Source organism: Epibacterium sp. ABZ3_068, assembly GCF_056159265.1.
In genome coordinates this window covers 33,793-58,638 of sequence record NZ_JBSWUV010000001.1, presented here as the reverse complement: position 1 = coordinate 58,638, position 24,846 = coordinate 33,793, and the positions used below count along the sequence as shown (strand labels likewise).

At 57.8% G+C, this 24,846-nt stretch carries 24 protein-coding genes; 18 read left to right on the top strand and 6 right to left on the bottom strand.

Annotation, left to right across the window (positions count from 1 at the left end; all coding sequences use genetic code 11):
• Positions 1-28: 28 nt before the first annotated feature.
• Genes ACXAEW_RS00300 through ACXAEW_RS00280 form a run of 5 tightly spaced genes read left to right on the top strand, consistent with a single transcriptional unit; the run spans position 29 to position 5,413 of the window.
• Positions 29-712: an SURF1 family protein gene (locus ACXAEW_RS00300; RefSeq protein WP_474939398.1), complete on the top strand. Its 684-nt coding sequence runs from the start codon at positions 29-31 to the stop codon at positions 710-712.
• Positions 712-2,100, top strand: coding sequence for a threonine synthase (gene thrC, locus ACXAEW_RS00295; protein WP_474939397.1), 1,389 nt, complete (start codon positions 712-714; stop codon positions 2,098-2,100). Before ACXAEW_RS00300 ends, thrC begins: the two co-directional genes overlap by 1 nt.
• Complete coding sequence (locus ACXAEW_RS00290; protein WP_474939396.1) at positions 2,097-3,371, top strand: M16 family metallopeptidase; 1,275 nt, start codon at positions 2,097-2,099, stop codon at positions 3,369-3,371. The genes thrC and ACXAEW_RS00290 overlap by 4 nt, the downstream gene beginning before the upstream one ends.
• On the top strand, positions 3,371-3,961 hold the full coding sequence (locus ACXAEW_RS00285; protein ID WP_474939395.1) for a GNAT family N-acetyltransferase: 591 nt from the start codon (positions 3,371-3,373) through the stop codon (positions 3,959-3,961). The genes ACXAEW_RS00290 and ACXAEW_RS00285 overlap by 1 nt, the downstream gene beginning before the upstream one ends.
• 33 nt (positions 3,962-3,994) lie before the next feature.
• The gene (locus tag ACXAEW_RS00280; RefSeq protein ID WP_474939394.1) at positions 3,995-5,413 is read left to right on the top strand and encodes an FAD-binding oxidoreductase; all 1,419 of its coding nucleotides are present in this window, start codon (positions 3,995-3,997) and stop codon (positions 5,411-5,413) included.
• Positions 5,414-5,498: 85 nt separating this feature from the next.
• On the opposite strand, the gene ACXAEW_RS00275 is transcribed toward ACXAEW_RS00280, so the two are convergent.
• Positions 5,499-6,038, bottom strand: a complete 540-nt coding sequence (locus ACXAEW_RS00275; RefSeq protein WP_474939393.1) for an adenine phosphoribosyltransferase — start codon at positions 6,036-6,038, stop codon at positions 5,499-5,501.
• A 369-nt stretch (positions 6,039-6,407) separates the two neighbouring features.
• Here ACXAEW_RS00275 and ACXAEW_RS00270 point away from each other — a divergent pair, with 369 nt between their 5' ends.
• The 3 genes from ACXAEW_RS00270 (at position 6,408) to ACXAEW_RS00260 (ending at position 8,179) form a co-directional block, all read left to right on the top strand.
• Positions 6,408-6,578 (top strand): hypothetical protein, encoded by a 171-nt coding sequence (locus ACXAEW_RS00270; protein ID WP_474939392.1) that lies wholly within the window; start codon positions 6,408-6,410, stop codon positions 6,576-6,578.
• Between the two features lie 75 nt (positions 6,579-6,653).
• A complete protein-coding gene (locus ACXAEW_RS00265; protein WP_474939391.1) occupies positions 6,654-7,283 on the top strand; it encodes a LysE family translocator in 630 nt (209 codons plus the stop codon).
• A 164-nt stretch (positions 7,284-7,447) separates the two neighbouring features.
• Positions 7,448-8,179 (top strand): substrate-binding periplasmic protein, encoded by a 732-nt coding sequence (locus tag ACXAEW_RS00260; RefSeq protein WP_474939390.1) that lies wholly within the window; start codon positions 7,448-7,450, stop codon positions 8,177-8,179.
• Here the strand turns inward: ACXAEW_RS00260 and ACXAEW_RS00255 are convergent.
• Positions 8,169-9,062: an S-methyl-5'-thioadenosine phosphorylase gene (locus ACXAEW_RS00255; RefSeq protein WP_474939389.1), complete on the bottom strand. Its 894-nt coding sequence runs from the start codon at positions 9,060-9,062 to the stop codon at positions 8,169-8,171. The genes ACXAEW_RS00260 and ACXAEW_RS00255 overlap by 11 nt on opposite strands.
• Positions 9,063-9,177: 115 nt before the next feature.
• Positions 9,178-9,735 carry an invasion associated locus B family protein gene (locus tag ACXAEW_RS00250; protein WP_474939388.1) on the bottom strand — a complete coding sequence of 186 codons (558 nt, stop codon included), beginning with the start codon at positions 9,733-9,735 and terminating at the stop codon, positions 9,178-9,180.
• 335 nt (positions 9,736-10,070) lie between these two features.
• On the opposite strand from ACXAEW_RS00250, the gene ACXAEW_RS00245 reads away from it, so the two are divergent.
• Positions 10,071-11,681 carry a SulP family inorganic anion transporter gene (locus ACXAEW_RS00245; protein WP_474939387.1) on the top strand — a complete coding sequence of 537 codons (1,611 nt, stop codon included), beginning with the start codon at positions 10,071-10,073 and terminating at the stop codon, positions 11,679-11,681.
• A gap of 95 nt (positions 11,682-11,776) precedes the next feature.
• Here the strand turns inward: ACXAEW_RS00245 and ACXAEW_RS00240 are convergent, their stop codons facing one another.
• Both ACXAEW_RS00240 and ACXAEW_RS00235 read right to left on the bottom strand, forming a co-directional pair.
• Positions 11,777-12,418: a CatB-related O-acetyltransferase gene (locus ACXAEW_RS00240; RefSeq protein ID WP_474939386.1), complete on the bottom strand. Its 642-nt coding sequence runs from the start codon at positions 12,416-12,418 to the stop codon at positions 11,777-11,779.
• A complete protein-coding gene (locus ACXAEW_RS00235) occupies positions 12,418-13,026 on the bottom strand; it encodes a flavin reductase family protein (protein ID WP_474939385.1) in 609 nt (202 codons plus the stop codon). Before ACXAEW_RS00235 ends, ACXAEW_RS00240 begins: the two co-directional genes overlap by 1 nt.
• 85 nt (positions 13,027-13,111) lie before the next feature.
• Here ACXAEW_RS00235 and ACXAEW_RS00230 point away from each other — a divergent pair, with 85 nt between their 5' ends.
• The 5 genes from ACXAEW_RS00230 to ACXAEW_RS00210 all read left to right on the top strand — a co-directional run bounded on the left by ACXAEW_RS00230 (position 13,112) and on the right by ACXAEW_RS00210 (position 16,191).
• Entirely contained in the window at positions 13,112-13,600 is a 489-nt protein-coding gene (locus tag ACXAEW_RS00230; RefSeq protein WP_474939384.1) for a GNAT family N-acetyltransferase, read from the top strand.
• A 61-nt stretch (positions 13,601-13,661) separates the two neighbouring features.
• On the top strand, positions 13,662-14,426 hold the full coding sequence (locus ACXAEW_RS00225; RefSeq protein WP_474939383.1) for an EcsC family protein: 765 nt from the start codon (positions 13,662-13,664) through the stop codon (positions 14,424-14,426).
• Positions 14,427-14,500: 74 nt separating this feature from the next.
• Positions 14,501-14,959 (top strand): NUDIX hydrolase, encoded by a 459-nt coding sequence (locus tag ACXAEW_RS00220; RefSeq protein ID WP_474939382.1) that lies wholly within the window; start codon positions 14,501-14,503, stop codon positions 14,957-14,959.
• 56 nt (positions 14,960-15,015) lie between these two features.
• Entirely contained in the window at positions 15,016-15,507 is a 492-nt protein-coding gene (locus ACXAEW_RS00215; RefSeq protein WP_474939381.1) for a DUF1178 family protein, read from the top strand.
• A gap of 42 nt (positions 15,508-15,549) precedes the next feature.
• Entirely contained in the window at positions 15,550-16,191 is a 642-nt protein-coding gene (locus tag ACXAEW_RS00210; protein ID WP_474939380.1) for an SDR family oxidoreductase, read from the top strand.
• A gap of 75 nt (positions 16,192-16,266) precedes the next feature.
• Here ACXAEW_RS00210 and ACXAEW_RS00205 read toward each other — a convergent pair whose 3' ends face one another.
• Positions 16,267-18,024, bottom strand: a complete 1,758-nt coding sequence (locus ACXAEW_RS00205) for a trypsin-like peptidase domain-containing protein (protein WP_474939379.1) — start codon at positions 18,022-18,024, stop codon at positions 16,267-16,269.
• Between the two features lie 222 nt (positions 18,025-18,246).
• On the opposite strand from ACXAEW_RS00205, the gene ACXAEW_RS00200 reads away from it, so the two are divergent.
• The 4 genes from ACXAEW_RS00200 to ACXAEW_RS00185 all read left to right on the top strand — a co-directional run bounded on the left by ACXAEW_RS00200 (position 18,247) and on the right by ACXAEW_RS00185 (position 24,794).
• Complete coding sequence (locus ACXAEW_RS00200) at positions 18,247-19,188, top strand: glycine--tRNA ligase subunit alpha (RefSeq protein ID WP_474939378.1); 942 nt, start codon at positions 18,247-18,249, stop codon at positions 19,186-19,188.
• 15 nt (positions 19,189-19,203) lie between these two features.
• Positions 19,204-19,725 (top strand): DUF6446 family protein, encoded by a 522-nt coding sequence (locus ACXAEW_RS00195; RefSeq protein WP_474939377.1) that lies wholly within the window; start codon positions 19,204-19,206, stop codon positions 19,723-19,725.
• 70 nt (positions 19,726-19,795) lie between these two features.
• On the top strand, positions 19,796-22,027 hold the full coding sequence (glyS, locus tag ACXAEW_RS00190; RefSeq protein ID WP_474939376.1) for a glycine--tRNA ligase subunit beta: 2,232 nt from the start codon (positions 19,796-19,798) through the stop codon (positions 22,025-22,027).
• 256 nt (positions 22,028-22,283) lie between these two features.
• On the top strand, positions 22,284-24,794 hold the full coding sequence (locus tag ACXAEW_RS00185) for a putative PEP-binding protein (protein ID WP_474942972.1): 2,511 nt from the start codon (positions 22,284-22,286) through the stop codon (positions 24,792-24,794).
• The last annotated feature ends 52 nt before the right edge of the window (positions 24,795-24,846 follow it).

Genomic DNA, 24,846 nt, shown 5'->3' with positions numbered 1-24,846 from the left:
CGCCTTTGACTTTGGAAAGATGAGGACAATGCGAGCGTTTTGGTTTCTTGCCATTGTAGGGGGGATAGGGTGCGCAATCCTGTTGAGCCTTGGCACATGGCAGTTAAAGCGGTTGAGCTGGAAAGAAGCGGTTCTGGCCGAGATCGAAACCAGCCTCGCTGCTGCGCCGGTTGCATTGCCTGCCGAGATCTCTCCTACTCAGGACAAGTTCCGCGCGGTGACTGTAACCGGAACGCTGGCAGAGGGGGAAATCCACGTCTGGACAACCCTCAAAGGGCAGGGGGCAGGCTACCGCGTCATCGCACCATTCGAGACCGAAACCCAGGGCCGCATTCTTGTGGATCGGGGCTTTGTGTCGGCGGCTGACAAGCAGGCTGCGCGTCCTGTGGGCGTGATGACCCTGGTCGGTAATCTGCACTGGCCCGAAGAAAGTGGCAGTTTCACACCGGAACCCGACCGCGTTGGAAATGTCTGGTATGCCCGTGAGGTGGACACCCTGGCCGGGGAACTGAATACCAACCCCATTCTCCTTGTTGTACGTGAAACCCCACCGGGCAGCGAGGCGTTGACCCCAATGCCGATCTCCTCGGCCGGGATTCCGAATGATCATTTACAATATGCCATCACCTGGTTTTCCTTGGCGCTGATTTGGGGGGGCATGACAGCCTATTTCCTGCGCCGCACTGGCACCCAACCTAAAGGTTCGAACTGATGAAATATATCTCCACCCGTGGACAAGCACCCGAGCTGACGTTTGAAGAGGCGATGTTGACCGGCCTTGCCCGTGATGGCGGCCTGTATGTTCCGGCCGAGATCCCAACGATGACCGCCGACGAAATCGCCGCTCTGTCTGGTCTGTCCTATGAGGAAGTCGCGTACCGCGTGATGCGCCCCTTTGTCGGGGATTGTTTTACCGATCAGGAGTTCCGCGACATTATCGGACGCGCCTACGCAGGCTTTGGCCATGCCGCTCGTGCGCCGCTGAAACAGCTGGAACCAAACCATTTCCTGCTGGAACTGTTCCACGGTCCGACACTGGCGTTCAAAGATTTTGCTATGCAGCTGATTGGTCAGCTTTTTGAAGTTGCTCTGAAACGTCGTGGGGAAACAGTAACCATCGTTGGTGCGACGTCGGGTGACACGGGCTCTGCGGCGATGGAGGCTTTTGCGGGGCTTGAGGCTGTGAATGTCTTTATCATGTATCCCCATGGCCGTGTGTCCGAGGTGCAGCGTCGCCAGATGACCACGCCAACGGCGTCGAACGTTCATGCGTTGGCCGTGGATGGCGATTTTGACGATTGTCAGGCCCGTCTGAAGGACATGTTCAACGATTTTGACTTCCGCGATGGGGTCAGATTGGCCGGCGTGAACTCGATCAACTTTGCCCGCGTTCTGGCGCAGGTGGTCTATTACTTTACCGCCGCTGTTTCTCTGGGCGCGCCGCATCGCAAGGTTTCATTTACCGTGCCCACCGGCAATTTCGGCGACATTTTTGCGGGCTTCATCGCCAAACAGATGGGCCTGCCGATTGACCAGCTGGTGGTTGCGACCAACCAGAACGACATCCTGCACCGCTGCTTGTCTGGCAAAGGCTACTACAAAGGGGAAACCATCCCCTCGATTTCGCCTTCGATGGATATTCAGGTCTCCTCCAACTTTGAGCGTGCGCTGTTTTACGCCTACGGCCAGGACGGTCAGGCCGTTGGACAACTGATGGATGAGCTGAAGACCGGCGGCTTTGACGTCAGCCAGGGTGCGATGGAGTTTTTGGCTGCCACATTTGCATCAGGCCGCGCGTCCGAAGAAGAGACGCTGGCGACCATTAAATCCGAATATGCCGCCTCTGGTGAGCTGTTGTGCCCCCATGGCGCCATTGGCGTGAAGGTTGCCAATGAGCATCGCAAAACGGATGTTGCGATGGTTACTTTGGCCACAGCTCATCCGGCAAAATTCCCTGCTGCCGTGGAGAAAGCCAGCGATGTGCATCCGCCTCTTCCCTCGCGCATGTCTGACCTGTATGAAAGATCGGAACGTGTGACCCGGATTGCAAATGATTTGGGCGCGCTTGAAGATCATATCAGAAAGACAATCGCCAAGTGACCAGCCCAGCAACGGTGCAACAACACGAACTTCCCAATGGCTTCCGTATCGTGACAGAACATATGCCGGGGCTGCAATCTGCAGCCATCGGCGTCTGGGTCGGAGCCGGGGCGCGCAATGAACGTTTGGAACAGAACGGAATTGCGCATTTTCTGGAGCATATGGCGTTTAAGGGGACCACATCCCGAAGCGCACTGCAGATCGCCGAGTCGATCGAGGATGTGGGCGGTTATATCAACGCCTACACCAGTCGTGAGGTCACGGCCTATTATGCGCGGGTGTTGAAAGAAGACACCGGGCTGGCGATGGAGGTGATCGCCGACATCCTGCAGAACTCGATCCTCGACCCGCGCGAGATCGAGGTTGAGCGCAATGTGATCCTGCAGGAGATCGGCCAATCGCTGGACACGCCGGATGATGTGATCTTTGATTGGCTGCAAGAGCAGTGTTATCCCGGCCAGCCGATTGGACGTACGATCCTGGGCCCGGCAGAGCGGGTAAAAGCCTTTGACCAGCGGGATTTGCAGACCTTTATTGCGGAACATTACGGTCCGTCTCAAATGATCCTGTCCGCAGCAGGCGGGATTGATCATGATGAGATCGTGAGATTGGCTGAAAAGCTCTTTGGCCATATGGAGCGCAAGGACAATACCCCCAGCGAAACGGCGCTGTTCCGTGGTGGGGAAGTCCGCAACACCAAATCACTGGAACAGGCCCATTTCGCGCTGGCATTGGAAAGCCCCGGCTATCGTGATGACGCGATTTATACCGCTCAGATTTATGCCAGCGCTATGGGCGGCGGCATGTCGAGCCGCCTGTTCCAGGAAATCCGTGAACATCGCGGCTTGTGCTATTCGATCTTCTCGCAGGCGGGATCCTATGCGGACACCGGTGCGCTGACGATCTATGCGGGCACTTCCGGTGAGCAGGTTGGAGAACTTGCACAGGTCACTATTGATGAGCTGAAACGCGCCACAGATGATCTGAGCGATCAGGAAATCGCACGCGCTCGGGCACAGATGAAGGCCGGGATGTTGATGGGGCTCGAAAGCCCGTCAAACCGGGCTGAACGGTTGGCGCGTTTGGTTCAGATCTGGGGCAAGGTGCCCTCGCTTGAGCATACGATTGCCAAGATTGACGCGGTTTCTACCGCAGAAGTGCGGGCCCTTGCGGAAACCTATGCCGTTCAGGCTCCGGCGGCTTTGGCGCTTTATGGTCCGGTTGAGACCGCGCCCACATTGGAGGCATTGCAGGAGAGGCGCGCTGCCTGATGCTTCTGTCGCGTCGTAAGGTTCGTCTGGAGACCGAGCGTTTGACGCTGCGGCTGCCGACCCATTCCGATTTTCGCGAATGGGAGGCTCTGCGCGATCATAGTCGGGACCATTTGATCCCGTGGGAGCCGTCATGGGCGGCTGATCATTTGGGGCGCAAGTCCTTCACAAACCGGGTTTACTGGGCGCAACGCTCCGTCAACTCAGGTACGGCCATGCCGCTGTTCATTCTGCGGCGCGCGGATGATCGTTTGGTGGGGGCTGTGACGCTTGATAACATTCGTCGCGGGCCGGCTCAGGCTGGCACCATTGGGTATTGGACCGGTCTGCCTTTTGCACGCCAGGGTTATATGCGTGAGGCAATCAATGCGGTGGTGCATCATGCGTTCAATCGCTTGGACCTTAGCCGGGTTGAGGCCGCCTGCCTGCCGGAGAACGCAGCCTCGCGCGGGTTGCTGGAAAGCTCGGGCTTTAAATACGAAGGTGTGGCGCAATCCTATTTACAGATCAACGGACGCTGGCGGACGCATGTGCTTTATGCGGCCTTGCGCCACGATCGGCGCGGGCGTACGAATTCTGGACAAGCCTGACTTCTGACCTCAGGCAGCAACATGAGACTTCCCATGCCTCTGAATGATGCCTCTGCTGAATTTCTTGACGCTCTTGCGTCTGCCCTGCCTGAAGATACGCTGCGGGCTGCGGAACCGCGCTATCTTGAAGAACCCAGAGGCCGCTATCACGGTCAGGCCGGCGCTGTTGCATTGCCGCGCACTGCCAAAGATGTCGCGACGATTCTCAAGGCTGCAAATCACGCGCTTGTTCCTGTTGTTCCCTATGGAGGCGGAACCGGGTTGGTTGGCGGTCAGGTCGCGCCAGAAGGGGCAAAGCCGCTGGTTCTGTCCTTGGAGCGAATGAGTGAAATTCGCGCGGTCTATCCCGAGGAAAATGTACTTGTGGCCGAGGCCGGCGCCATTCTGGTTGATGTTCAGGCCGCCGCCGCAGACAGGAACCGATTGTTCCCGCTGTCGCTTGCGTCCGAAGGAACAGCGCGGATTGGCGGGCTTTTGGGCACCAATGCCGGAGGTGTCAATGTGCTGCGCTACGGCAATGCGCGCGACCTGTGTCTGGGGCTTGAGGCGGTTTTGCCAAACGGAGAGATCTGGCATGGCCTTACTCGTCTGCGCAAGGACAACACGGGCTATGATCTGCGAAACCTTCTGATCGGCGCTGAAGGAACATTAGGAGTGATAACGGCAGCCACGCTAAAGCTCTCGCCCCGCCCGCGAGGGCTTGGAACTGCATTGATGGTGGTGCCCAACCCAGCGGCGGCGATTGATCTCTTGGCGCTGGCCCGCGATCAATTCGGTGAGGCCGTCAGCGCGTTTGAATTGATGCACCGTCAGGGGCTGGATTTTATGGCCGAACATCTGCCCGACATTCGCCAGGCTTTGGACCCGCGCCCGGAATGGTGCGTGCTGATTGATCTGGGGCTGGCCAATGAGACCAGCACCGAAGAGGCGCTGCTGGCCCTGTTTGAAGCCGCGATGGAGCGGGATCTGGTGAGCGATGGAACCATTGCCCAGTCCGAAGCTCAGCGGCAGGAAATCTGGTCCGTGCGCGAACATATCCCCATCGCAAACAAGGCGGTTGGCTCTATTGTGAGCCATGACATCTCACTGCCGATTTCCGCCATCCCCAAGTTCATCGTGGAGGGCGGACAGGCGCTGGCCCAGATTGGAGATATGCGGATCAATTGTTTTGGCCATCTGGGTGACGGCAACCTGCACTATAACGTCTTCCCGGCCCAGGGGCGTGCGCGCGATGAATATGCAGGGTTGAGAGGCGATATCCAGACTTGTGTGCATGATCTGGTCGCCCGCTTTGATGGATCCTTCAGTGCCGAACATGGGGTGGGCAGGATCAAGGTGCACGATCTCGAACGTTACGGCGATCCCACCAAACTGGCCGCCATGCGCGCAATCAAGGCCGCGCTGGACCCCAACGGTATCATGAACCCCGGCGCGGTTTTGGCGGCAGGCTAACGCGACCGGCAAAAAGGGGCCGCCTGGCCCCTTGGAACGTTTCGCTTGAATGTCGGCTTGAATGTGGCGTTGTCTTCAAGAAGGCTCAGAGCCCTTCAAACTCACACAGAACATTCACATCCATGCCCTGGCTTTCCAGCAGCTTGCGTCCGCCCAGTTCCGGCAGATCCACAATGAACGAACAGGATATGATGTCGCCGCCCAGCCGTTCTATCAGCTTGATGCCCGCGCCAGCGGTGCCACCGGTGGCCAAGAGGTCGTCGACAACCAGGACTTTCTCACCCTTTTGGATGGCGTCATCGTGGATCTCCACAATCGCTTCGCCATATTCCAGCTTGTACTCTTCGCTGATTGTGGTGCCGGGGAGCTTGCCCTTTTTGCGGATCGGCACAAACCCAACGCTCAGCTGGTGGGCAATCGCGCCTCCCAGAATAAAGCCGCGCGCCTCCAAGCCGACAACCTTGTCGATCCGCTCGCCAGCATAGGGGTGCAGCATCTGGTCAATCGCCATACGGAACCCACGTGGATCCGCGAACAGAGTTGTGACGTCCCGGAACATAATCCCTTCGTGCGGGAAATCCACAATGGTGCGGATATAGTCTTTTACGTCGGGTTTTTTCAGCATGCTCTCGCTCCCTGTTGGATCGCTTCATCTGCGCAATCAGGCACCCGACACCACGTCGGGCCAACAGGGTTTGGCCGATCTAAGCCAGTGTTTCAAGAGGGAAGCGTTCGCTTCACCCCGTCAAAGGGGTTATCGCCTTGTGCTTAGGTAAGAACGATAGAATTTAGGCGATAACCACGGGAGGTGAGGTCTTAGCCAGTCACGGCGGTCCCGCGTCAGGATTTTGTTTGCAACGTAAAGATTCATTTTTATTCTGCCCGTGTGTAACAGTTTTAAGACTCGTAAGCGCAGCGTGATTGCAAGCGTGTACATCATATGTATATACAAAAAATATACATATGTCAATGACAGGTATGGAAAGTCGAATACGTGCCGAAGAAAGACCGCGAAACAAAGGGTAAAAAGGACAGCCAGTTGGTCCTGCGCCTGGACAAGGAAGAACGGGACGCATTTGTCGCGCTGTGCAAGAAACTTGATACGTCGGCGGCGCGCGAAATTCGCCATTTTATGCGTGAATTTGTCAAACAGAACCGCAGTTGAAGTCGGATGTTCAGGGGTGCTTGACTAAGGCCGCGAATTCAGGCTGGCTTAGCCGTATTGATGGTGGAGGGGCTGATGGATCTCACGTTGTGGCTTGCTTTTGTTGGCGCGTCGGTCGCGTTATTGCTCATTCCCGGTCCGACGGTTCTGCTGGTTCTGTCCTATGCCCTGAGCAAGGGGCGGCAGGTGGCCGTGGCCTCTGCGCTTGGTGTTGCGACAGGGGATCTGATTGCAATGACCGCATCGCTGCTGGGGCTGGGTGCGCTTGTGATGGCGTCTGCAAGTCTTTTTGTTGCCCTCAAATGGGCTGGCGCTGTCTATCTGGTTTGGCTGGGCATCAAACTCTGGCGCAGCGCGGGCCATGCGGAGTTGGGATCTCTGTCAAAGGGGAGCGAACTGTCCGGGCGCGGTGTCTTTGCCCATAACGCGCTGGTCACCGCATTGAACCCCAAATCCATTGCCTTTTTCATCGCCTTTGTGCCTCAGTTCATACGCCCGAGCGAACCGCTTTTGCCGCAGTTCGCGATACTCATCACGACCTTTGTGGCCTTGGCCGGGATGAACGCACTTGCCTATGCGCTGTTGGCAGATCGCCTGCGGCGCTGGATCGCGCGCCCACATGTGATTGCGGGGCTGACCCGAGGTGGCGGTGTGGCGCTGGTCTGCATGGGCGCTGTGACAGCACTGTTGCGGCGTCCTGCCTGAACCGCACACGGGCAGAACCACTTCTTGATGCGCATCACCCCCAGTACGGCGATGCTTGGGGGCGTTAAGGTGTCGTTTGGAACAGTCTGATGCCGATTTGCCCTGTGATGTTTGATGTTTTGTGCACGCGGCGGACCTGTGTTGCGCTTCAGGAGAAAATGGCAATGAAAATCAGAACTGCGATCTCGACTGCTGCTGTGGCTGTGACCGCAATGATGTCCACGGCGGCTTATGCTGCTGATCTTATCATTTATACAGATGGCGACTACCCGCCGGCATATAAGAACACCGATGCTGGTCTCGAAGGTAGCTTGGTTGCATTGCTTGATGAGGCGGCCGCGACCGCTGGCCTCACGCTTGAGTATCGTGTCCTGCCGTTCAAACGGACCGTTGTCGAAACCGAAAAGACCCCCAACGCCTGCAATAGGGCGCTCTGGCGCAAAGCTGAGCGCGAAGGGAAGTATGCGTGGGTTGATCTGTCGGCAAAGGATGGCTTTGCGCTTTTTGCTTTGCCCGGATCCAACATGTCCCTCTCTGCATTGGAAGACAGTTTCCCTCACCGGACTGGGGCGACGCGTGGCTGGGGCAGCACCGATGCGCTGGAAGCCGCAGGCCACCCCAACCTGGACTTGTCAAACCAGAACGAAGGGATTGCAATCAAGCTCAACAACAAGAGGGTTGAACTCTGGCTGAGCGGTATCGTGTCTACCCCGATGGTGGCCCAAGATGCCGGTATCGAGGTTGAGCGGGTCTTTACTGTAAGCGAAGTCGACCTTGATCTTGGTTGCAATCTGGACAGCGATCCTGCCTTGCTCTCACGGCTACAAGATGCCCTGAACACGATGGTCGAATCCGGCCGCGCGGCCGAAATCGCCCCCGGCATCTTTAACTCTTAACAGACGGGTCCAACACCCGGCCCGCGATGGCATCCAGTTTTGCCAGAAGGGCCGGGTCTCGTTTGTCCGGGGCGGTCATGAACGCGAACTCCAACGCCCTGTCGCAGCCGTGTTCACAGTCTTCGCGGCTTGCGCCCAAAAGATCCGGCAGCTTGCTCACCATGGTCCGACCATTGGCAGAGTTGCCCTGCAAGGTCGCGATGATCGAGGTCACATCGACTTCCCCGTGGTCGGGATGCCAGCTGTCATAGTCGGTGACCATCGCAATTGAAGCGTAACACAGCTCTGCTTCGCGGGCCAGTTTGGCCTCGGGCATATTGGTCATGCCAATGACATCACAGCCCCAGCTTTCACGGTACATCTTGGACTCTGCCAGCGTGGAAAACTGCGGCCCTTCCATACACAGATAGGTGCCGCCGCGGTGCACCGTGATACCGGAGTCCTTTGCCGCTGTTTCCGCTGCATCTGACAGGCGCGGGCAGGTGGGATGGGCTACGCTGACATGCGCCACACAGCCGGTTCCAAAAAAGCTCTTGTCGCGCGCGAATGTGCGGTCGATGAACTGATCCACAATCACAAAATGACCGGGCGCCATTTCCTCGCGGAAGGATCCGCAGGCGGATACCGAAAAAACATCTGTCACCCCCAGACGCTTCAACGCGTCGATATTGGCGCGATACGGCACCTCGGTGGGAGAGTGCACATGACCTCGACCATGGCGCGGGAGAAATGCCATTTTCACTCCGTTAAGTGTGCCCGTCAGGATCTGGTCTGACGGTGCGCCCCAAGGTGTATCGACGGTGACCCATTCGGCCCCGTCCAGCCCATCAATATCATAAATCCCCGAGCCGCCGATTACGGCAATCATGGTCTCTTTGGTCACGGTCGAAATCTCCGGTAAAATGCCTTTGGCCAAGTTGTGAGGGGTTGGATGCGCTTTGACAAGCACATGCCTGTGGCCTCGGCGGTTTATGAGAGGGGAACGGGCTGCGTGATGCTCAAAGACCGCGCAGGTTGGATTGTTTATGGAAATCCTGCAGGGCCGCTGCAAACCCATCCAATGGCCAGCTCAAATCCTGGGCTTGCCCGTGGCTGTCACGGAACGTGAAGCGGAACGCTGCGCCCTCCTGCATGGCAGTCAGCAAATCCTGCGCGGCGCGTCCATCAAAAGTGCAGGACAGGCCCGTCAGACACCCCACACGACGGGTGCGCCACAAGGTTTCGTCCGGTCCATCCACCCGAAAGCCATTCGGACCAAAGAGCGTGCCGGGTTCCAGGCCAAATTCCACCTCGGGACCGTTTTCCCCATTGGTGACAAACATGAACTGGGCGGCAAATTTCGGTTTTTGAGAGAATATGTCCACATAACGCAGGTAGCAGCGCTGTGTGAGGGTGCCGCCGTCCAGGCGCTCATCGCAGGATGACAGGTAGATTCCGAATTTCTCAAAATGGGTGACACGCCAATTCCCGGCGGTGTCATTACCGTCTTGATCCTGTGCGACTGCGCCGCCTGTAAGCAAAAGCGAAAGGACGGTGGTCAGGGCTGCACGTTTCATCAATGATACTCGCTCAAATTCGTTTGATGCGGTTGTACCCATCGTGCGGGCGCGTCTGAAATCACGTTGTTGCTAGGATCTGTTGCAAGGGTCATGCGTTTCGATTGGGTAAGCCGGGTGTACGCTGCATCCGCAACGGTTTCGCCGCGAAACCCTGTGATGAGGGTGCGGTGGTGCAAACGGCCTAAAGTTGCATATTTTACCCTCAAATGGTGTGCGTCACGCGGGCTACGTCTGGGTTTGCGGCCGTAAAGCCGGGGTGCCCGCCTTGCTTGAGACGGTCTTTACCGTTAACAGGCAAGCAACAAACTCCTTCCCTTATTCAGGTAAACTTGATGACACGCGGCGTTTTGGGCCTCTTGGCCAAGCAGATTTCTCCCCCGAACCTGTCGATCATGCAGGACGAAGGGTTCACCGTTTCCCGTATCCGGACCGAGCTTTTGTCAGGTCTTACCGTAGCGCTTGCACTTGTGCCCGAAGCGGTTGCCTTTGCCTTTGTGGCGGGGGTGCACCCTTTGGTTGGTCTTTACGCTGCCTTCCTGGTCGGGCTGGTCACCGCGCTTATTGGCGGACGTCCGGGTATGATTTCGGGCGCAACCGGTGCCTTGGCCGTGGTGATGGTGGCTTTGGTTGCCGAACACGGGGTTGAGTATCTCTTTGCAACGGTGGTGCTGATGGGGATCCTGCAGATCATCGCAGGTGTGATGCATTGGGGGAAATTTATTCGTCTGGTGCCACATCCGGTGATGCTGGGTTTTGTGAACGGTCTGGCGATTGTCATCTTCCTTGCGCAGCTGACGCAGTTCAAAGTGCCGGGCACGGGCGGAGAACAATGGCTTGCCGGTGGTCAACTGGCGCTGATGCTGGGGCTGGTGGCGCTGACAATGGTGATCATCTGGGGGATGCCGAAGATCACCAATGTGATCCCGGCTCCTCTGGCAGGGATCGGTATCGTTGCAATTCTGGTCATCGCGCTGGGGTTGGATGTGCCGCGCGTAGGCGACATGGCCTCAATCGAAGGCGGTCTGCCCGGTTTCCACATTCCGCTGGTGCCGTTTAATCTCGAAACCTTCGAGATCATCCTGCCTTATGCGATCATCCTGGCCGCCATCGGCCTGATTGAAAGCCTGCTGACCCTGAACCTGGTTGGCGAGATCACCAATAAACGCGGTGGCGCAAGCCAGGAATGTATCGCCCAGGGAACGGCAAACGTGATCACTGGTTTCTTTGGCGGTATGGGTGGTTGTGCGATGATTGGTCAGTCAATGATCAACGTGAAATCCGGCGGACGGACCCGGATCGCAGGCATCGCAGCCGCGCTGTTCCTGTTGCTGTTCATCGTTGCGGCCTCACCTCTGATTGAACAAATCCCGCTCGCCGCACTGGTTGGTGTCATGTTCATGGTCGTGATTGGCACCTTTGCCTGGAATTCCTTTAAGGTGATGACCAAAGTTCCGTTCACCGACGCCTTTGTTATCGTGCTGGTGACGGTTGTGACCGTTGCCACCGACCTTGCAATTGCCGTTGTTGTGGGTGTGATCGTGTCGGCGCTGGCCTATGCTTGGAACAATGCGCGCCGCATCACGGCCCATACCCGCGACAGCGAAAGCGACAAAGGCGCCAAAGTCTATGAGATCGAAGGACCGCTGTTCTTTGGGTCGACCGAAGGCTTTTCCGAGTTGTTCACCGTGGCAGAGGATCCCGATCACGTGATTGTGGATTTTGCCCGCAGCCGTGTGGTGGACCAGTCCGCGCTCCAAGCGATCGAGGCGCTGGCGACGAAATACGAAGAGGCAGGCAAGAAGCTGGCCCTGCGCCATCTCAGCCGGGATTGCCATCAGTTGCTGAACAAAGCCGGACACCTGATGGTCGACAGCGACGATGACCCGGAATACGCGGTTGCAGTGGATTATTCGGTTCGTACTGGGGTTCTGGGCGGCCACTGAGCGCTCAGTCACTCCTGATTGATCAGGCGGTCGTGCTCAAGACAGAGCGCGGCCGCTTTTTCTTTTTGGGCTCCACAAGCGCGCGACACAGGGTTTCAGATTGGTGACAGAGCGGTAAGCTGGTCAATGTCGCCGGACAGAAGTGCCGGTTCCGCAGCTGAGATCGCGTCATGCGGCCAGTCCCACCACCCGAGGTTCAGCAACCGGGCAATGACATCAGGCGCAAAACGATAACGGATCACTGTTCCGGGGTTGCCGGTGACCACCGCATAGGGCGGGATTTTTCCCCTTACGACGGCTCCGGCACCGATAATGGCCCCGTGACCAATTCTTGCGCCAGGCAGAACCATGGCACCATAGCCAAGCCAGACATCATGTCCGATCACCGTGTCGCGCAGATCGGGCTGATAGCCTGCGCGCGTCTCAAGGGAAAACACCGGGAAGGGGTAACAGCTCACGCCGCGTTGGTCGTGGTTGGCTCCGGCGGTGACAAAACGCACGCCTTGCGCGATCTGGCAGAATTTGCCGATCACAAGGGTGTCCTGCGAAAACGGAAACAGATAGGGGGCAAGGCGTCGCCCCCAGTCCTGCGGCGGATCGAAATCTGATGCATATGTATAGGCCCCGACCTGAAAACGCGGGTTATCCACCACCTGATTGAGAAGCACGGTCCCTGGAAAACGCGTGTTGTCCGGCAGCAGAATGGGATGCCTGCCTTCTGGGTCGGGCAGGGGCATCAGCTTTGGCCCGGGCGCTTGAGGCTGAAGAGCTCGCGCACGGCGGAATAATCCATATACCCCAAGCGGCTGAGCGGCTGGTAAGTTGTTACGTCAAAGACGCCATCGACCAGACAATGGTCCTGCATATGCACGCCGACGACTTCGCCCATGACCATAAAGTTCGCCTCGCCTTTCAATGTGACGATCTGGGTCATTTTACATTCCAAAGCAGCCGGGGCCGCGGCCACGCGCGCGCAGGAGATTTCGGAACATTCAACAGCGTCCAGCCCCGCGTGGGCAAATTCGTCCACCTCTTTGTCAAGGTTTGCACAAGAGGCATTCATCGCGTCGCGCAATTCATAGCTGACGACGTTGACGCAGAATTCACCGGTTTCACGGATGTTTGCCAGGGAATCCTTGGTTCCGTCCTGATCCGGTTTCACCCCGGTCGAGCAGAACATCACCTGTGGTGGCACATAGGCAGTTGCGTTAAAAAACGAATAGGGCGCTAGATTGTTCACACCGTCTTTTGAACGGGTGGAGATCCAGCCGATCGGACGTGGGGTGACAATTGCGTTGAATGGGTTATGAGGCAGGCCGTGGCCTTCGCTGGGGCGATAGAACATGTGGGTCTCCAAGTGTTTGCGCCACAGATATGCACATGTTAATGGCAATGCTACCTTTTTTGCTTGAGTACTAACAGGTGCCGCTGTGTTGGAATTAAAATCAGAGCAGCCAGACGACAGATGGGAAGTTGAGGCCCTTTATGACCTGTGCTTTGCACCAGGACGTGAGGCGCTGTCTTCGTATCGTCTGCGAGACGGTGTTCCGCCCGTCCTGGGGTTGAGCCAGGTTGCACGAGACAGTGACGGAATCCTTGCCGGTGCCATACGCTTTTGGCCGGTGCACATCGGGGAGGCAGATGCGCTTTTGCTGGGCCCCGTTGCGGTGCACCCGACACGACAGGGGGAAGGTCTGGGGGGATGGCTGATCCGTGACAGTGTTGAGAAGGCGCAGAACAGCGGCTGGGCGCGGATGATGCTTGTGGGGGATCAGCCTTATTATCAGCGCTTTGGTTTCAAACGATTGGATGGGGTGGACATGCCTCCGCCGACCAACCCCGAACGTGTTCTGGGGCTTGAGCTGGTGCCAGGTGCCTGGGAGGGCGTGACAGGGAAGGTCACGCGCTGGACCGGTTAGGCGGCATTGACTGCTGGCGTCTTCGACCCCATCTAAGATGGTGACAGGCAGGAGAGGCGATGTGAGCGAAATCCTGATACCCGACCGGGCCACGCACAAGATTGATCTGGACAAGGAGCTGACCGAACTGGCCGGGCTCTATCACCGGGCAAATGGTCCCGGACTCCGGTTTCTGACCTTTGTGGGTGCAAATGCGGATCGGCTTTTATCCCGCTTGCCGGATACTGTGCGGCATAATCTGGATGAGGCAAGCGAACAGGCACTCATGCTGGCTCTGCGTCAAAGCGCAGGGCGCCGGGTCTTGCCGCGGATCTCTCCACGCGGCGAACGGTTGGTTGGTGCCGCGCTGGGCGCGATGGGCGGCGCTGGGGGTCTTGCAGGAACGTTGGCCGAGCTGCCACTGACCACGGCTTTCCTGTTGCGGATCATTCAGGAAGAAGCAGCGCGGCTTGGATTTGATCCGTCAAACGAGAGTGTTCAATTCGATACGATCCGTGTGTTTGCGGCTCCAGGTCCGTTTGGCCAGGAGAAAAATGATGCGGGGTATCTTGCGGCCCGGCTTGGCCTGAGCGGGGGCGGGGTTCAAAAGCTGGTGGCACAGGTCGCGCCAAAGCTGGGTGTTGCGCTTGGGCAGAAACTGGCGGCGCAGGCGGTGCCGATCCTTGGCGGAGCGGCCGGGGCATCCTGTAATTACCTTTATGCAGGCTATTACCAAACGATAGCAAAAGTTCATTTTTCTGTGCGGCGACTCGCAGTAGACTGTGATAGCTCAGAAGCAGAGTTGACGGATCGTCTGCAAAGCAAACTTGTGGATTCTGATCGGTAATTCGGGGTGAAATAGATTTTAGAAATCTTAGCGGCTTACCTTGGGGAGGGAGAGCGGCATGGAGCAGGCAGTAGATGTCAAAATCAGGTGTAAAACCCGCGTTGCCGGAGCGGCAATATGGGGCTTTGTGTTATCGTGTGACGCAGAAGGGTAAGTTACGGTTCTTAATGGTCACGTCACGCGGGATCGGGCGTTGGATTGTTCCTAAAGGCTGGCCCATGCGGGGGCGAAAACCTTGGGAAACAGCGCAGATCGAAGCCTGGGAAGAGGCGGGTGTGCGCGGATCGGTCAAACGAAACTGTCTTGGCTCTTACGAGTATCATAAGTGGCGCGAAGATATCGAGCCTTTGCATTGTAAAGTCAGCCTTTATCCCCTGGAAGTCACAAGTCTTGCAGAAGAATTTCCGGAAGCCGGGCAGCGGTCTCGCGAATGGATGAGTGCAAAGGAAGCAGCGGATCAGGTGGCGGAACGTGGCCTGGCTGAAATTCTTGCCTCCTTTCACCCCAAGATGCTGAAATCCACGGTGAATTGATCTTGTACTTGTTGAAATTGGGGTTTTAATCACGTTTTCCTGTTATGAGGGGAAGCATGATTCAATACACGCTTAAATGTGCAGAAGGCCATGTGTTTGAAAGCTGGTTCCAATCCGCAGCCGCTTTTGACAAGCTGGCAACTGCGGGTATGGTCACCTGTGTCGAATGTGGCTGCACTCAGGTTGAAAAGGCCATTATGGCCCCACGTGTGCGGACCGGGCGCAAGGCCGTTTCCCGTCTGGGTGAGCCTGAACCGCCCGTGAGCGAAGCACCGCCGCCTGTTGCTCCTGCTCCGGCCCCCGTGCGCGAGCGTATGCCGGATCGGGCAGAAGTGGAAGCTGCACTGCAGAAAATGCGCGAGACTGTTGAAGCAAACTCTGATTATGTAGGTGACAAGTTCGCCGAAGAGGCCCGTGCAATGCATCTTGGGGAAGCGCCTGAACGCGCGATCTATGGTGAAGCCAAGGTTGATGAGGCAAAAGAATTAATCGAAGACGGCATTTCTGTGGTGCCGCTTCCCTTTGTACCTGGGCGCAAGACCAACTGAACAGCGGTTACGAGCAGACCAAGAAGCAAAAAAGGTTCCACCATGCATGTCGTCATCACCGGAGCAAGTCGTGGCATAGGCAAAGAGCTGACTCGTCAGCTTCGCGATGAAGGGCATGAGGTGAGCGCGACGTCCCGCGATCATTCTGCAGACACGCAGCTTGATGTAACCGACCCCGGACAGCAGGCGCGTTTTGCGGCACGGCTGAAGGGGCGGCCCGTTGATCTGTTGGTCTGCAATGCGGGGGTCTACCTTGATAAACACCTGATGCTGGGCGACTACAGCGCCGAAGCGTGGTCCAAGACATTGGCGACCAATGTGACCGGCGTCTTTTTGACCGTTCAGGCCTTGTTGCCAAACCTGCATCTCTCTGAGATGCCCAAGATTGCCATTCTGTCGTCTCAGATGGGAAGCCACGCGCGCGCGCCGGGAGGCAGTTATATGTATCGTGCCTCCAAGGCGGCGGCGACCAGCATCGGGCGCAACCTGGCAACGGATCTCAAGCCTGAAGGGATTGCTGTTGGTATCTATCACCCCGGTTGGGTACGCACAGATATGGGTGGTCCCGAGGGAGAGGTGTCGGTGCTCGAAAGCGCAGCCGGATTGCTCCGCGAGTTCGAGGATCTCAGCATTGAGACGACGGGCTGTTTTCATGCCTGGGACGGACGGATAATGCCGTATTAAATCCGGTCAATTCTGCACTGACAAAAAAACCGGGCACTGGCCCGGTTTTTCTAGTTTAGATGTGTTTTTAGCAGGTTATTCCCAACAGCTGACCAAAACGGTCATGCCGCTGGCCATTCGGACCAATTCGGCGTTTGGCATCTGCCCCTGGTCTGCGGGTTGGTCCGCAGCGATAACAGATGCACGAGACAAAATGCTGCGCAGCGCCTCCGCATTTGCGGCAAAGCTCACGCCCTCGGGCAACTGTTGATTGCCGACCTGATGGGGCAGCAACATGCCAAGAACCGCGCCATTGGTGTCCAGAACTGGACCACCGACATCGCCGGATTGGGCGGTCAGCGCCAGACGCGCGATCCCTTGGGTGCCATCGAGGCTGCGCACGTCACTGAGCGTCCCCCAAGTCAAAGACGGCGCTCCCAGTACCCCCTCGTAGGAGAAGCCAGAAACGGCTACATCCGATTGCAGGCGCGGTGACGAGGTTGTCAGATGCGCCACATCCATCGGAGCAAGTGTCGCACGTGGGCGCAGGACGGCCACACCATTGGCCGCGTCGTCCAGAACCACATCAGCCGGGTAGTCGTGATCCAGGGTAACTTGGCTGCATTGGGCCACTACATCTGACGTGGTGATGACGGTGCCTGCAGTGTCCACAAAAAACCCTGTCCGTGACAAACGAGGTTTGCGGATTTCAAGCCCGGACAGCAGGTCGACGCTTTGAGGCGCGTCCGCACCTGCGGTTGGGTCCAAAACACCATCCAGACGGGTAAAGCTGGCCTGCATTTCGGTCAGGATGCGGGTGCGGCGCTCATCGTCTCCGGTTGGCCAGATCAGCGCGAAGCCTTTGATCTCACCGTTATTCAGGGTTGCCTCTGCATGGGCGACCATGCCTTTCCCACGACCTTCGATGGTAAAGCTGTTCGCATTGCGGCTGCGCGGGCCTTCCAGCGGTATGAGCTCCAGGGTTTGCAAGATCTCATAAAGACCGGCGAGCGTGCGGGCATCGCCAGGCTGGCTGATCAGCAGCACCTGAGCGCCCAGATCCCCTGCCGCTTCATAGATCGAGAAGGGGGATTCATGGCGGGCAAATTTGACCTCTTTTGCGGGCAGCGACAGTGCGATCCCTGCAGCTGCGTCCTCTGCGCGTGTCATGCCGACCGAAATCAGCGGCGCATTATACTGATCCAACAGTTTTTGCCGTTGCCCGGTTGTCAAAACACCGGTTGGGTCAAACAGGTTTGCAGCTTGCCAATCCGCCATGGAGCCGCGGGTGCCGCGGCCAAACGAGCCGTCGATCGTCGAGTTGTAAAACCCCTGCGCCTTCAGGGCGATCTGCAGTTGCTTCTTTTCGTCCCGGCTCAGACGAGCCTCGGACCGGCGCGCTTCAGCCGGAGTTTCGTCAGACACGGGGGGCTGGTTCACGTCTGGGGTCGCGTTTTGTGGCTGGGCCGGGGTGGCCTGGGCAACTGGCGGTGTGATTGGTGTGGTCTCAACCGGGCCAACCGGGTAAAACTGTGCCCGCAGGTTGCGTGAGAAAGCGATGAAGCTGTCATTGGGAATCTGGCGTTCCGAACGGTACACCTGCAGCACGCGTTCCGCATCTGAGCGGGTGTAGGGGCCAAGCACAACGCCGTACCAGCCACCGCCCAGCGAAAACCCGGACACATCCGGCAAACGAGACGCGAATTCACGAGCCCGCTCTTCGGCCTGTGACAAGGAAGGGTGGGCCGCGATCTGGATCCAGACTGTGGAGTCTTGTTGCGCGCGGGCGTCGTGCGGGGCGGCGATGACAAACGTCAGAATGGACAGTGTCCAAACGGCGATGATCTTTTTCATTAGGGGGCCTCTATCCCGGGTCATTAAATAAATTCCTTCGGCTCTTAACGGCAATAGGTTTCAAATGGAACTCCTGATAGGGGGGAAAAACCCGACTGTCATGCATGTTCTAACCAAGATCACGGGGATTTTGGTGCATCTGCGGGTGTTATGAGCCGTTGACCCTTTCTCCGCAGTTCCATAGGAAGAAGGCCGCATTTGATGCCCCAAAAGGGAAGAGATATGACCCAAGCACCCGGCGCGCCGCGCTCCTTCCAAGAGATCATCCTGCGGCTTCAGACTTACTGGGCCTCAAAAGGCTGCGCGATCCTGCAGCCCTATGACATGGAAGTGGGGGCAGGGACCTTCCACCCGGCAACCACGCTGCGGGCGCTGGGGTCCAACGCCTGGGCCGCTGCTTATGTGCAGCCCTCGCGTCGCCCTACGGATGGGCGCTATGGCGAGAATCCAAACCGCCTGCAGCACTATTATCAGTATCAGGTTCTGATCAAACCGTCGCCGCCGGATCTGCAAGACCTGTATCTGGGGTCGCTAGAGGCCATCGGCATTGATATGGAACTGCATGACATTCGCTTTGTTGAGGATGACTGGGAAAGCCCGACCCTGGGCGCCTGGGGATTGGGCTGGGAAGTCTGGTGTGACGGGATGGAAGTCAGCCAGTTTACCTATTTCCAGCAGGTGGGCGGCCATGACTGCACACCTGTATCCGGTGAGCTGACCTATGGTCTGGAGCGACTGGCCATGTATGTCCTTGGTGTGGACCATGTGATGGATATGCCATTCAACGATCCGCAGTCTCCGATCGCGTTGAAATACGGTGATATCTTCAAACAGACCGAAGAAGAATACGCGCGCTGGAACTTTGATGTGGCCAATACCGAGGTGTTGCTGCGCCATTTTGAGGAGGCCGAGGCCGAATGTGCCGCGATTCTGGCGCAAGACCATCTGGACCCCAAGACCGGTAAACGTATCATCATGGCGCATCCGGCCTATGATCAATGTATCAAGGCATCGCATATGTTTAACCTGTTGGATGCGCGTGGCGTGATCTCGGTGACCGAACGCCAGGCCTATATCGGTCGTGTCCGGGCATTGGCCAAGCAATGTGCCGATGCCTTTGTGTTGACCGAAGCAGGCGGGTTTTCCAATGGGGACGCGGCCTAAGCAGGAGCGGCGCAGATGATGGGCAAGATCCTGACAGTTTTCTTGGGGCTCTCGGCGCTCGTGGCCGGGGCGGCGATGTATTACCTCCAAGTCTATGGATTTTACGAAGAGGTCGTGGGCACGCCGGGCCAGGATGTGCTGCTTTTGCCGCTTGATGGAAGTGCCGCGCAGCCTATTGCTTATGGTAATTTTCAGGCCATTGACGCTGGCAGTTCGCCTATTCGCTATCGGGCCTGTTTTACGACAAACCTGGCACCGGATGAACTGGCACAGGTCTTCACCTTGTCTGACAATACCGAGCCGCGCAACGCGCCGGGCTGGTTTGACTGCTTTGATGCGGCGGCGCTTGGCGCGGCATTGAAGTCCGGAACAGCGACGGCGTTCCTCGGCCAGAAGAACATCCATTACGGCGTCGACCGCATTGTCGCCGTCACCAGGGACGGGCGCGGATTTGTCTGGCACGAGCTGAACAATTGCGGCGAAAAAGCCTATGACGGCACAGTCGTGGGCGAAGATTGCCCGCCCCGCGAAAATTGAAATTCCGCCGGTCTACTTCCGGCATGACACGAGACTTTGCGCCTGATGCGCAACACCCGAGGACCCGACGATGCCCGATCTTTTGATTGAACTGTTTTCCGAAGAAATCCCCGCCCGTATGCAGGCGCGTGCGGCAGAAGATCTGAAAAAGAAGGTGACCGACGGTCTGGTGGAAGCCGGTCTGACCTATGCGGGTGCAGCTGCGTTTTCCACGCCGCGCCGCCTGACGCTGGCAATTGACGGTCTGTTGGCCGAAAGCCCAACTGTGCGCGAAGAGCGCAAAGGACCCAAGGTCGGCGCACCGGATAAGGCCATCGAAGGCTTCCTGCGGGGGGCCGGTTTGACACGCGATCAGTTGGAAGAGCGCGATACCCCCAAAGGCGCAGTCTACTTTGCAACCATCGAAAAGCCTGGTCGTCCCGCAGCAGAGATCATCGCCGAGGTGTTGGATACAACCATCCGCAATTTCCCCTGGCCGAAATCTATGCGTTGGGGATCCCGCAATCTGCGCTGGGTGCGGCCGCTGCATTCAATCCTTTGTATTTTGTGCAAGGAAGACGGCGCAGACGTGGTGCCGTTTGAAATCGAGGGAATCACGGCCGGAAATGCAACCTTTGGCCATCGGTTCATGGCGCCTGCACAGATTACGGTTTCCAGCTTTGATGATTATGCAACCCAGTTGAAACGCGCATTTGTGGTGTTGGATCCCAAGGAACGCGCCGATGCGATCTGGCAGGACGCAACCAATCAGGCCTTTGCCTCTGGTCTGGAAGTGGTCGAGGACGCTGGCCTGCTGGCCGAGGTCGCGGGGCTGGTGGAATGGCCTGTGGTGTTGATGGGGGAGATCGCCGAAGATTTCCTGGGTCTGCCTGCCGAGGTTCTGCAGACCTCGATGAAAGAGCACCAGAAGTTTTTCTCTGTCAGGAATCCGAAGACCGGCCGGATTGAACGGTTCATCACCGTTGCCAATCGTGAAACTGCCGACAACGGAGCAACCATCCTGGCGGGCAACCAAAAAGTCCTGTCGGCCCGTCTGGCGGATGCGAAGTTCTTTTGGGAAAACGACCTGCGTGTCGCCCAGTCGGAAGCCGACATGTCGACCTGGACCGATAAGCTGTCCAATGTGACCTTCCACAATAAGTTGGGAACACAGGCTGCCCGGATCGACCGGATTGCGGCGTTGGCGCGGGAGATCGCGCCGGTTGTGGGGGCCGATGCGGATCTTGCGGAGCAGGCAGCCAAAGTTGCCAAGGCGGATCTGTCGTCTGAAATGGTCTATGAGTTCCCGGAACTTCAGGGGCTGATGGGGCGGTACTACGCCGAGGCTGCGGGCCTGCCGCAGGAGGTCGCCAATGCCTGTGAAGCGCATTATTCCCCGCTGGGCCCATCCGATGTGGTCCCGACCGGGGCAGTGTCCGTTGCCGTCGCCTTGGCCGACAAGATCGACACGCTGACCGGTTTCTGGGCTATAGATGAGAAGCCGACCGGCTCCAAAGATCCCTATGCGCTGCGCCGCGCGGCCTTGGGTGTGATCCGTCTTGTTCTGGAAAACGACGTGCGGATGCCGCTTGATCGTTTCTTCGACAGCCAGTTGCTGCGTCATGAGATCGCGATGAACGGCCATGATGATGTGGCGGCAGCGCTGATGCAGGACATGCTGAAAGAGATTGCGGAGCACGGCGTGTTCGGTTCGGCCGTGCGAACGGTTTTGGATGCCTTTGATGGTGATCTGCCGAAACATATGGAAGAGTTAAAGTCAGCGCTGCCGGATGTTTCGAGTGATTTGATTGGCTTCTTCCACGACCGCCTAAAGGTCTTTTTGCGGGATCAGGGCATTCGTCACGATGTAATCGATGCCTGTATCGAAATGGCAGCGAATGACGATCTTACGCTGCTGGTGAAGCGCGCCCGAGCACTGCAGGAATTCCTGGGCACCGAAGACGGCGAAAATCTGGTGCAGGGCTTTAAACGGGCCAACAACATCCTGACACAGGCGGAAGAGAAGGATGGAGTTGAATATTCGTACGGGGCGGATGTGAAATTTGCCGAGGATGCGGCCGAGAAGGCGCTATTCGCGGCGCTTGAAGGGGACGGGGGAGCGATCTCCACGGCCATCGAGGCCGAGGATTTCGCGGCCGCCATGGGCGGCTTGGCCGCACTCCGCCAGCCGATTGATGCATTCTTTGAGGCGGTTCAAGTCAACGCCGACAATGAGATCGTGCGCCGCAACCGCCTGAACCTGTTGAGCGACATTCGAAAAGCCTGCGGACAAGTTGCTGACCTGAGCAAGATCGAAGGCTGATTCTCGTAAAATTCCCGTTGACGCGCAGGCCGACTTGACGTTCAGTCGGCCTGTTTATTGTGTCTTGCCGCATGTTTTCAGCAAAATGATCTGCAGCCGACGCAGTATGTGCATTTTGCAGGTGCAGAAAGAAATTTGAACTCAGCCCTATGCAAGGGGTAAAGCAGTGTTATGCTGCGGGCAGTGAAAGGATGCTGCGGTGCAGAAAAACAATTCCGATACCCAGGACGCGGTGCGCATTACCCCAACAGCGGCGATGCATGTCTCCACCCATGGGGGACGTGCGAAGTGTTTGCAGCGGCTTGTTCGGCTGGATCTGCCGGTACCGCGCACGGTCGCGCTGTCCTTTGATGCGGTGCTCGGGATTGCCAATGGCCGCATGCCGGACCTGAATGCGATCCTTGCTGAGTTTCCCGATGATGCGCTGTTGTGCGTGCGGCCCTCGTCGGAAGATCCCGATTGGGGTGGTCCCGGAGCCATTTTGAACATCGGTGTCAATGACGCCTGTTATGTGGATCTGTGTGACCAGTTGGGACGGGGCGCGGCGGCTGCGATCTATTTGCGATTTGTGCAGTCCTATGCCGTGCATGTTGCGCGGTTGGACCCGGATGTTTTCGAAGATGTCGAAGACGGTGGGCCGGACGCACTGGTTGAGGTTCTGCACGCGTATGAAGCCGAAACCGACGAGAATTTCCCGCAGGACCGGTCCGAACAATTGGGCGCTGTTCTGCGGTCCATGGCGCGGGCCTGGGAAGGAACTTCGGCCCGGTTGTTGCGACAGGCAAATGGGGCTCCGGCGGATGCGGGGCTGGGGCTTGTGGTGCAGGAAATGGTGCCGGGCCTTGGCGAAGGAGTTTGCGGGTCTGGCGTTTTGCAGCTGGTGAATTCGGTCACGGGAGAGCCTCAGATTACCGGGCGTTACCTGAGCCAAAGCCAGGGGCGGGATGCATTGGGAAGCGGCGTTGCGGCGATGTTTTTGGCGCGCGACAACCGTGGCCCCTCTTTGGAAGAATTGGCGCCTGACGCGTTTGCGGAGCTGAAAGAGCATGCGAAACTGATGCGCATCCGTTTACGCGAAGAGATGCAGGCAGAGTTTGTTATCCAGAATGGTCGCGTCCACATCCTGGACGGCGTACGCGTTCAGCGCAGCGCTCGGGGCGCTTTGCGCATGGCGGTGGGGCTGGCTGAGGACGGGGTAATCCCACCTCAGGAAGCGGTGATGCGTATTGATGCGCATTCCTTGAATGAGCTGTTGCACCGGCAAGTGGCCCCAGGCGCACGTCGGGATGTGATCGGAGACGGGATTGCAGCCAGTCCCGGTGCAGCGACAGGGCGGCTGGTTTTTACCTCAGCGGAAGCGCAGGCCAGCGCGTCGCGAGGGGAGGACTGTGTGTTGGTGCGCCGCGAGACCTCTCCCGAAGATGTCCGGGGTATGCATGCCGCGGTGGCAGTCTTGACCGAAAAGGGAGGCATGACCAGCCACGCGGCGGTCATCGGGCGTGGTTTGGGCCTGCCGTGTATCGTGGGAGCGAACTCGATCCGGTTTGACCCCCGACAAAAGCGGCTGCGAGCTTCTGATGGTCGGATTTTCCGCGCTGGTGATTTGATTACTATTGATGGCAGCTCTGGACAGGTGCTTGCGGGCGAGCCGGCGATGGTCGAAGCCGCTCAGGACGGTGCGTTCCAGACCTTGATGTCCTGGGCAGATGACGCGCGTGATATCGGCATTCGCGCCAATGCGGATACCCCGCGCGATGCGTTGACAGCCCGAAATTTTAACGCGCAAGGGATAGGGTTGTGCCGGACCGAGCATATGTTCTTTGATCCGGGTCGGTTGACCGTCATGCGCGAGATGATCTTTGCTGAGACACCCTCCGGACGGGCTGCTGTCTTGGCGCGTTTGCTGCCGATGCAACGGGACGACTTTCGCGAGTTGTTTCGGATAATGGAAGGCATGCCGGTATGTATCCGTCTGTTTGACCCGCCTTTGCATGAATTCCTGCCCACCAGCCAAACCGGGCAGCGTGAATTGTCCGAAGCTTTGGGGCTGCCGGTCAGTGAAGTGACCCGGCGGGTTGAGGAGCTGGGAGAGTACAACCCCATGCTTGGCTTGCGCGGGGTGCGGCTGGGGGTCACTGTGCCAGAAATCTATGATATGCAGGCGCGGGCGATTTTTGAGGCCACGCTGGAAGCATCCGAAGAGGGGGCTCCGGTTGTGCCGGAAATCATGATCCCCTTGGTTTCTGCAAAACGCGAAGTAGAGCTGGTCAAGGCGCGCATCGATACGGTCGCGGCTGCTGTCCGGCTCGAACGGGGACGATCCTTTGATTATCGCCTTGGGGTGATGGTTGAAACGCCACGTGCAGCCCTGCGCGCGGATGAGATTGCGGCCCATTCGGCGTTTCTCAGTTTTGGCACAAATGACCTCACGCAGATGACCTATGGTCTGTCTCGTGATGACGCCGGACGCTTCATGTCGGAATACGTGAGGCAGGGTGTTTTCCTGGAAGATCCTTTCCATGTGCTGGATGTGGATGGTGTCGGAGAACTTCTGAAATTGGGCGTTCAGCGGGGAAGAGAGGCGAAGCCGGACATTACTTTGTCCATTTGTGGCGAGCATGGCGGCAACCCCGAATCAATTGCGTTTTGTCGCCGAGCGGGCTTTGATTATGTGTCTTGTTCGCCGTTTCGCGTTCCTGTTGCGCGTTTGGCTGCCGCCCAACTTGCCATACGTGACAAAATCGAGGAAGCGCCTCAAATTAAATGAAAATTAAACGCTCCGTCGCCATACCCCGGTTCGAGAACTTCGAAAGGGGGCA

Coding starts and splice junctions, on each gene's coding strand:
- ACXAEW_RS00185 (WP_474942972.1), top strand. CDS start 22,284: ATGCATGTCTCCACCCATGGGGGACGTGCGAAGTGTTTGCAGCGGCTT.
- ACXAEW_RS00220 (WP_474939382.1), top strand. CDS start 14,501: ATGTCAAAATCAGGTGTAAAACCCGCGTTGCCGGAGCGGCAATATGGG.
- ACXAEW_RS00265 (WP_474939391.1), top strand. CDS start 6,654: ATGGATCTCACGTTGTGGCTTGCTTTTGTTGGCGCGTCGGTCGCGTTA.
- ACXAEW_RS00285 (WP_474939395.1), top strand. CDS start 3,371: ATGCTTCTGTCGCGTCGTAAGGTTCGTCTGGAGACCGAGCGTTTGACG.
- ACXAEW_RS00240 (WP_474939386.1), bottom strand. CDS start 12,418: ATGCCCCTGCCCGACCCAGAAGGCAGGCATCCCATTCTGCTGCCGGAC.
- ACXAEW_RS00195 (WP_474939377.1), top strand. CDS start 19,204: ATGATGGGCAAGATCCTGACAGTTTTCTTGGGGCTCTCGGCGCTCGTG.
- glyS (WP_474939376.1), top strand. CDS start 19,796: ATGCCCGATCTTTTGATTGAACTGTTTTCCGAAGAAATCCCCGCCCGT.
- ACXAEW_RS00300 (WP_474939398.1), top strand. CDS start 29: ATGCGAGCGTTTTGGTTTCTTGCCATTGTAGGGGGGATAGGGTGCGCA.
- ACXAEW_RS00215 (WP_474939381.1), top strand. CDS start 15,016: ATGATTCAATACACGCTTAAATGTGCAGAAGGCCATGTGTTTGAAAGC.
- ACXAEW_RS00250 (WP_474939388.1), bottom strand. CDS start 9,735: ATGAAACGTGCAGCCCTGACCACCGTCCTTTCGCTTTTGCTTACAGGC.
- thrC (WP_474939397.1), top strand. CDS start 712: ATGAAATATATCTCCACCCGTGGACAAGCACCCGAGCTGACGTTTGAA.
- ACXAEW_RS00275 (WP_474939393.1), bottom strand. CDS start 6,038: ATGCTGAAAAAACCCGACGTAAAAGACTATATCCGCACCATTGTGGAT.
- ACXAEW_RS00200 (WP_474939378.1), top strand. CDS start 18,247: ATGACCCAAGCACCCGGCGCGCCGCGCTCCTTCCAAGAGATCATCCTG.
- ACXAEW_RS00210 (WP_474939380.1), top strand. CDS start 15,550: ATGCATGTCGTCATCACCGGAGCAAGTCGTGGCATAGGCAAAGAGCTG.
- ACXAEW_RS00245 (WP_474939387.1), top strand. CDS start 10,071: ATGACACGCGGCGTTTTGGGCCTCTTGGCCAAGCAGATTTCTCCCCCG.
- ACXAEW_RS00235 (WP_474939385.1), bottom strand. CDS start 13,026: ATGTTCTATCGCCCCAGCGAAGGCCACGGCCTGCCTCATAACCCATTC.
- ACXAEW_RS00280 (WP_474939394.1), top strand. CDS start 3,995: ATGCCTCTGAATGATGCCTCTGCTGAATTTCTTGACGCTCTTGCGTCT.
- ACXAEW_RS00260 (WP_474939390.1), top strand. CDS start 7,448: ATGAAAATCAGAACTGCGATCTCGACTGCTGCTGTGGCTGTGACCGCA.
- ACXAEW_RS00205 (WP_474939379.1), bottom strand. CDS start 18,024: ATGAAAAAGATCATCGCCGTTTGGACACTGTCCATTCTGACGTTTGTC.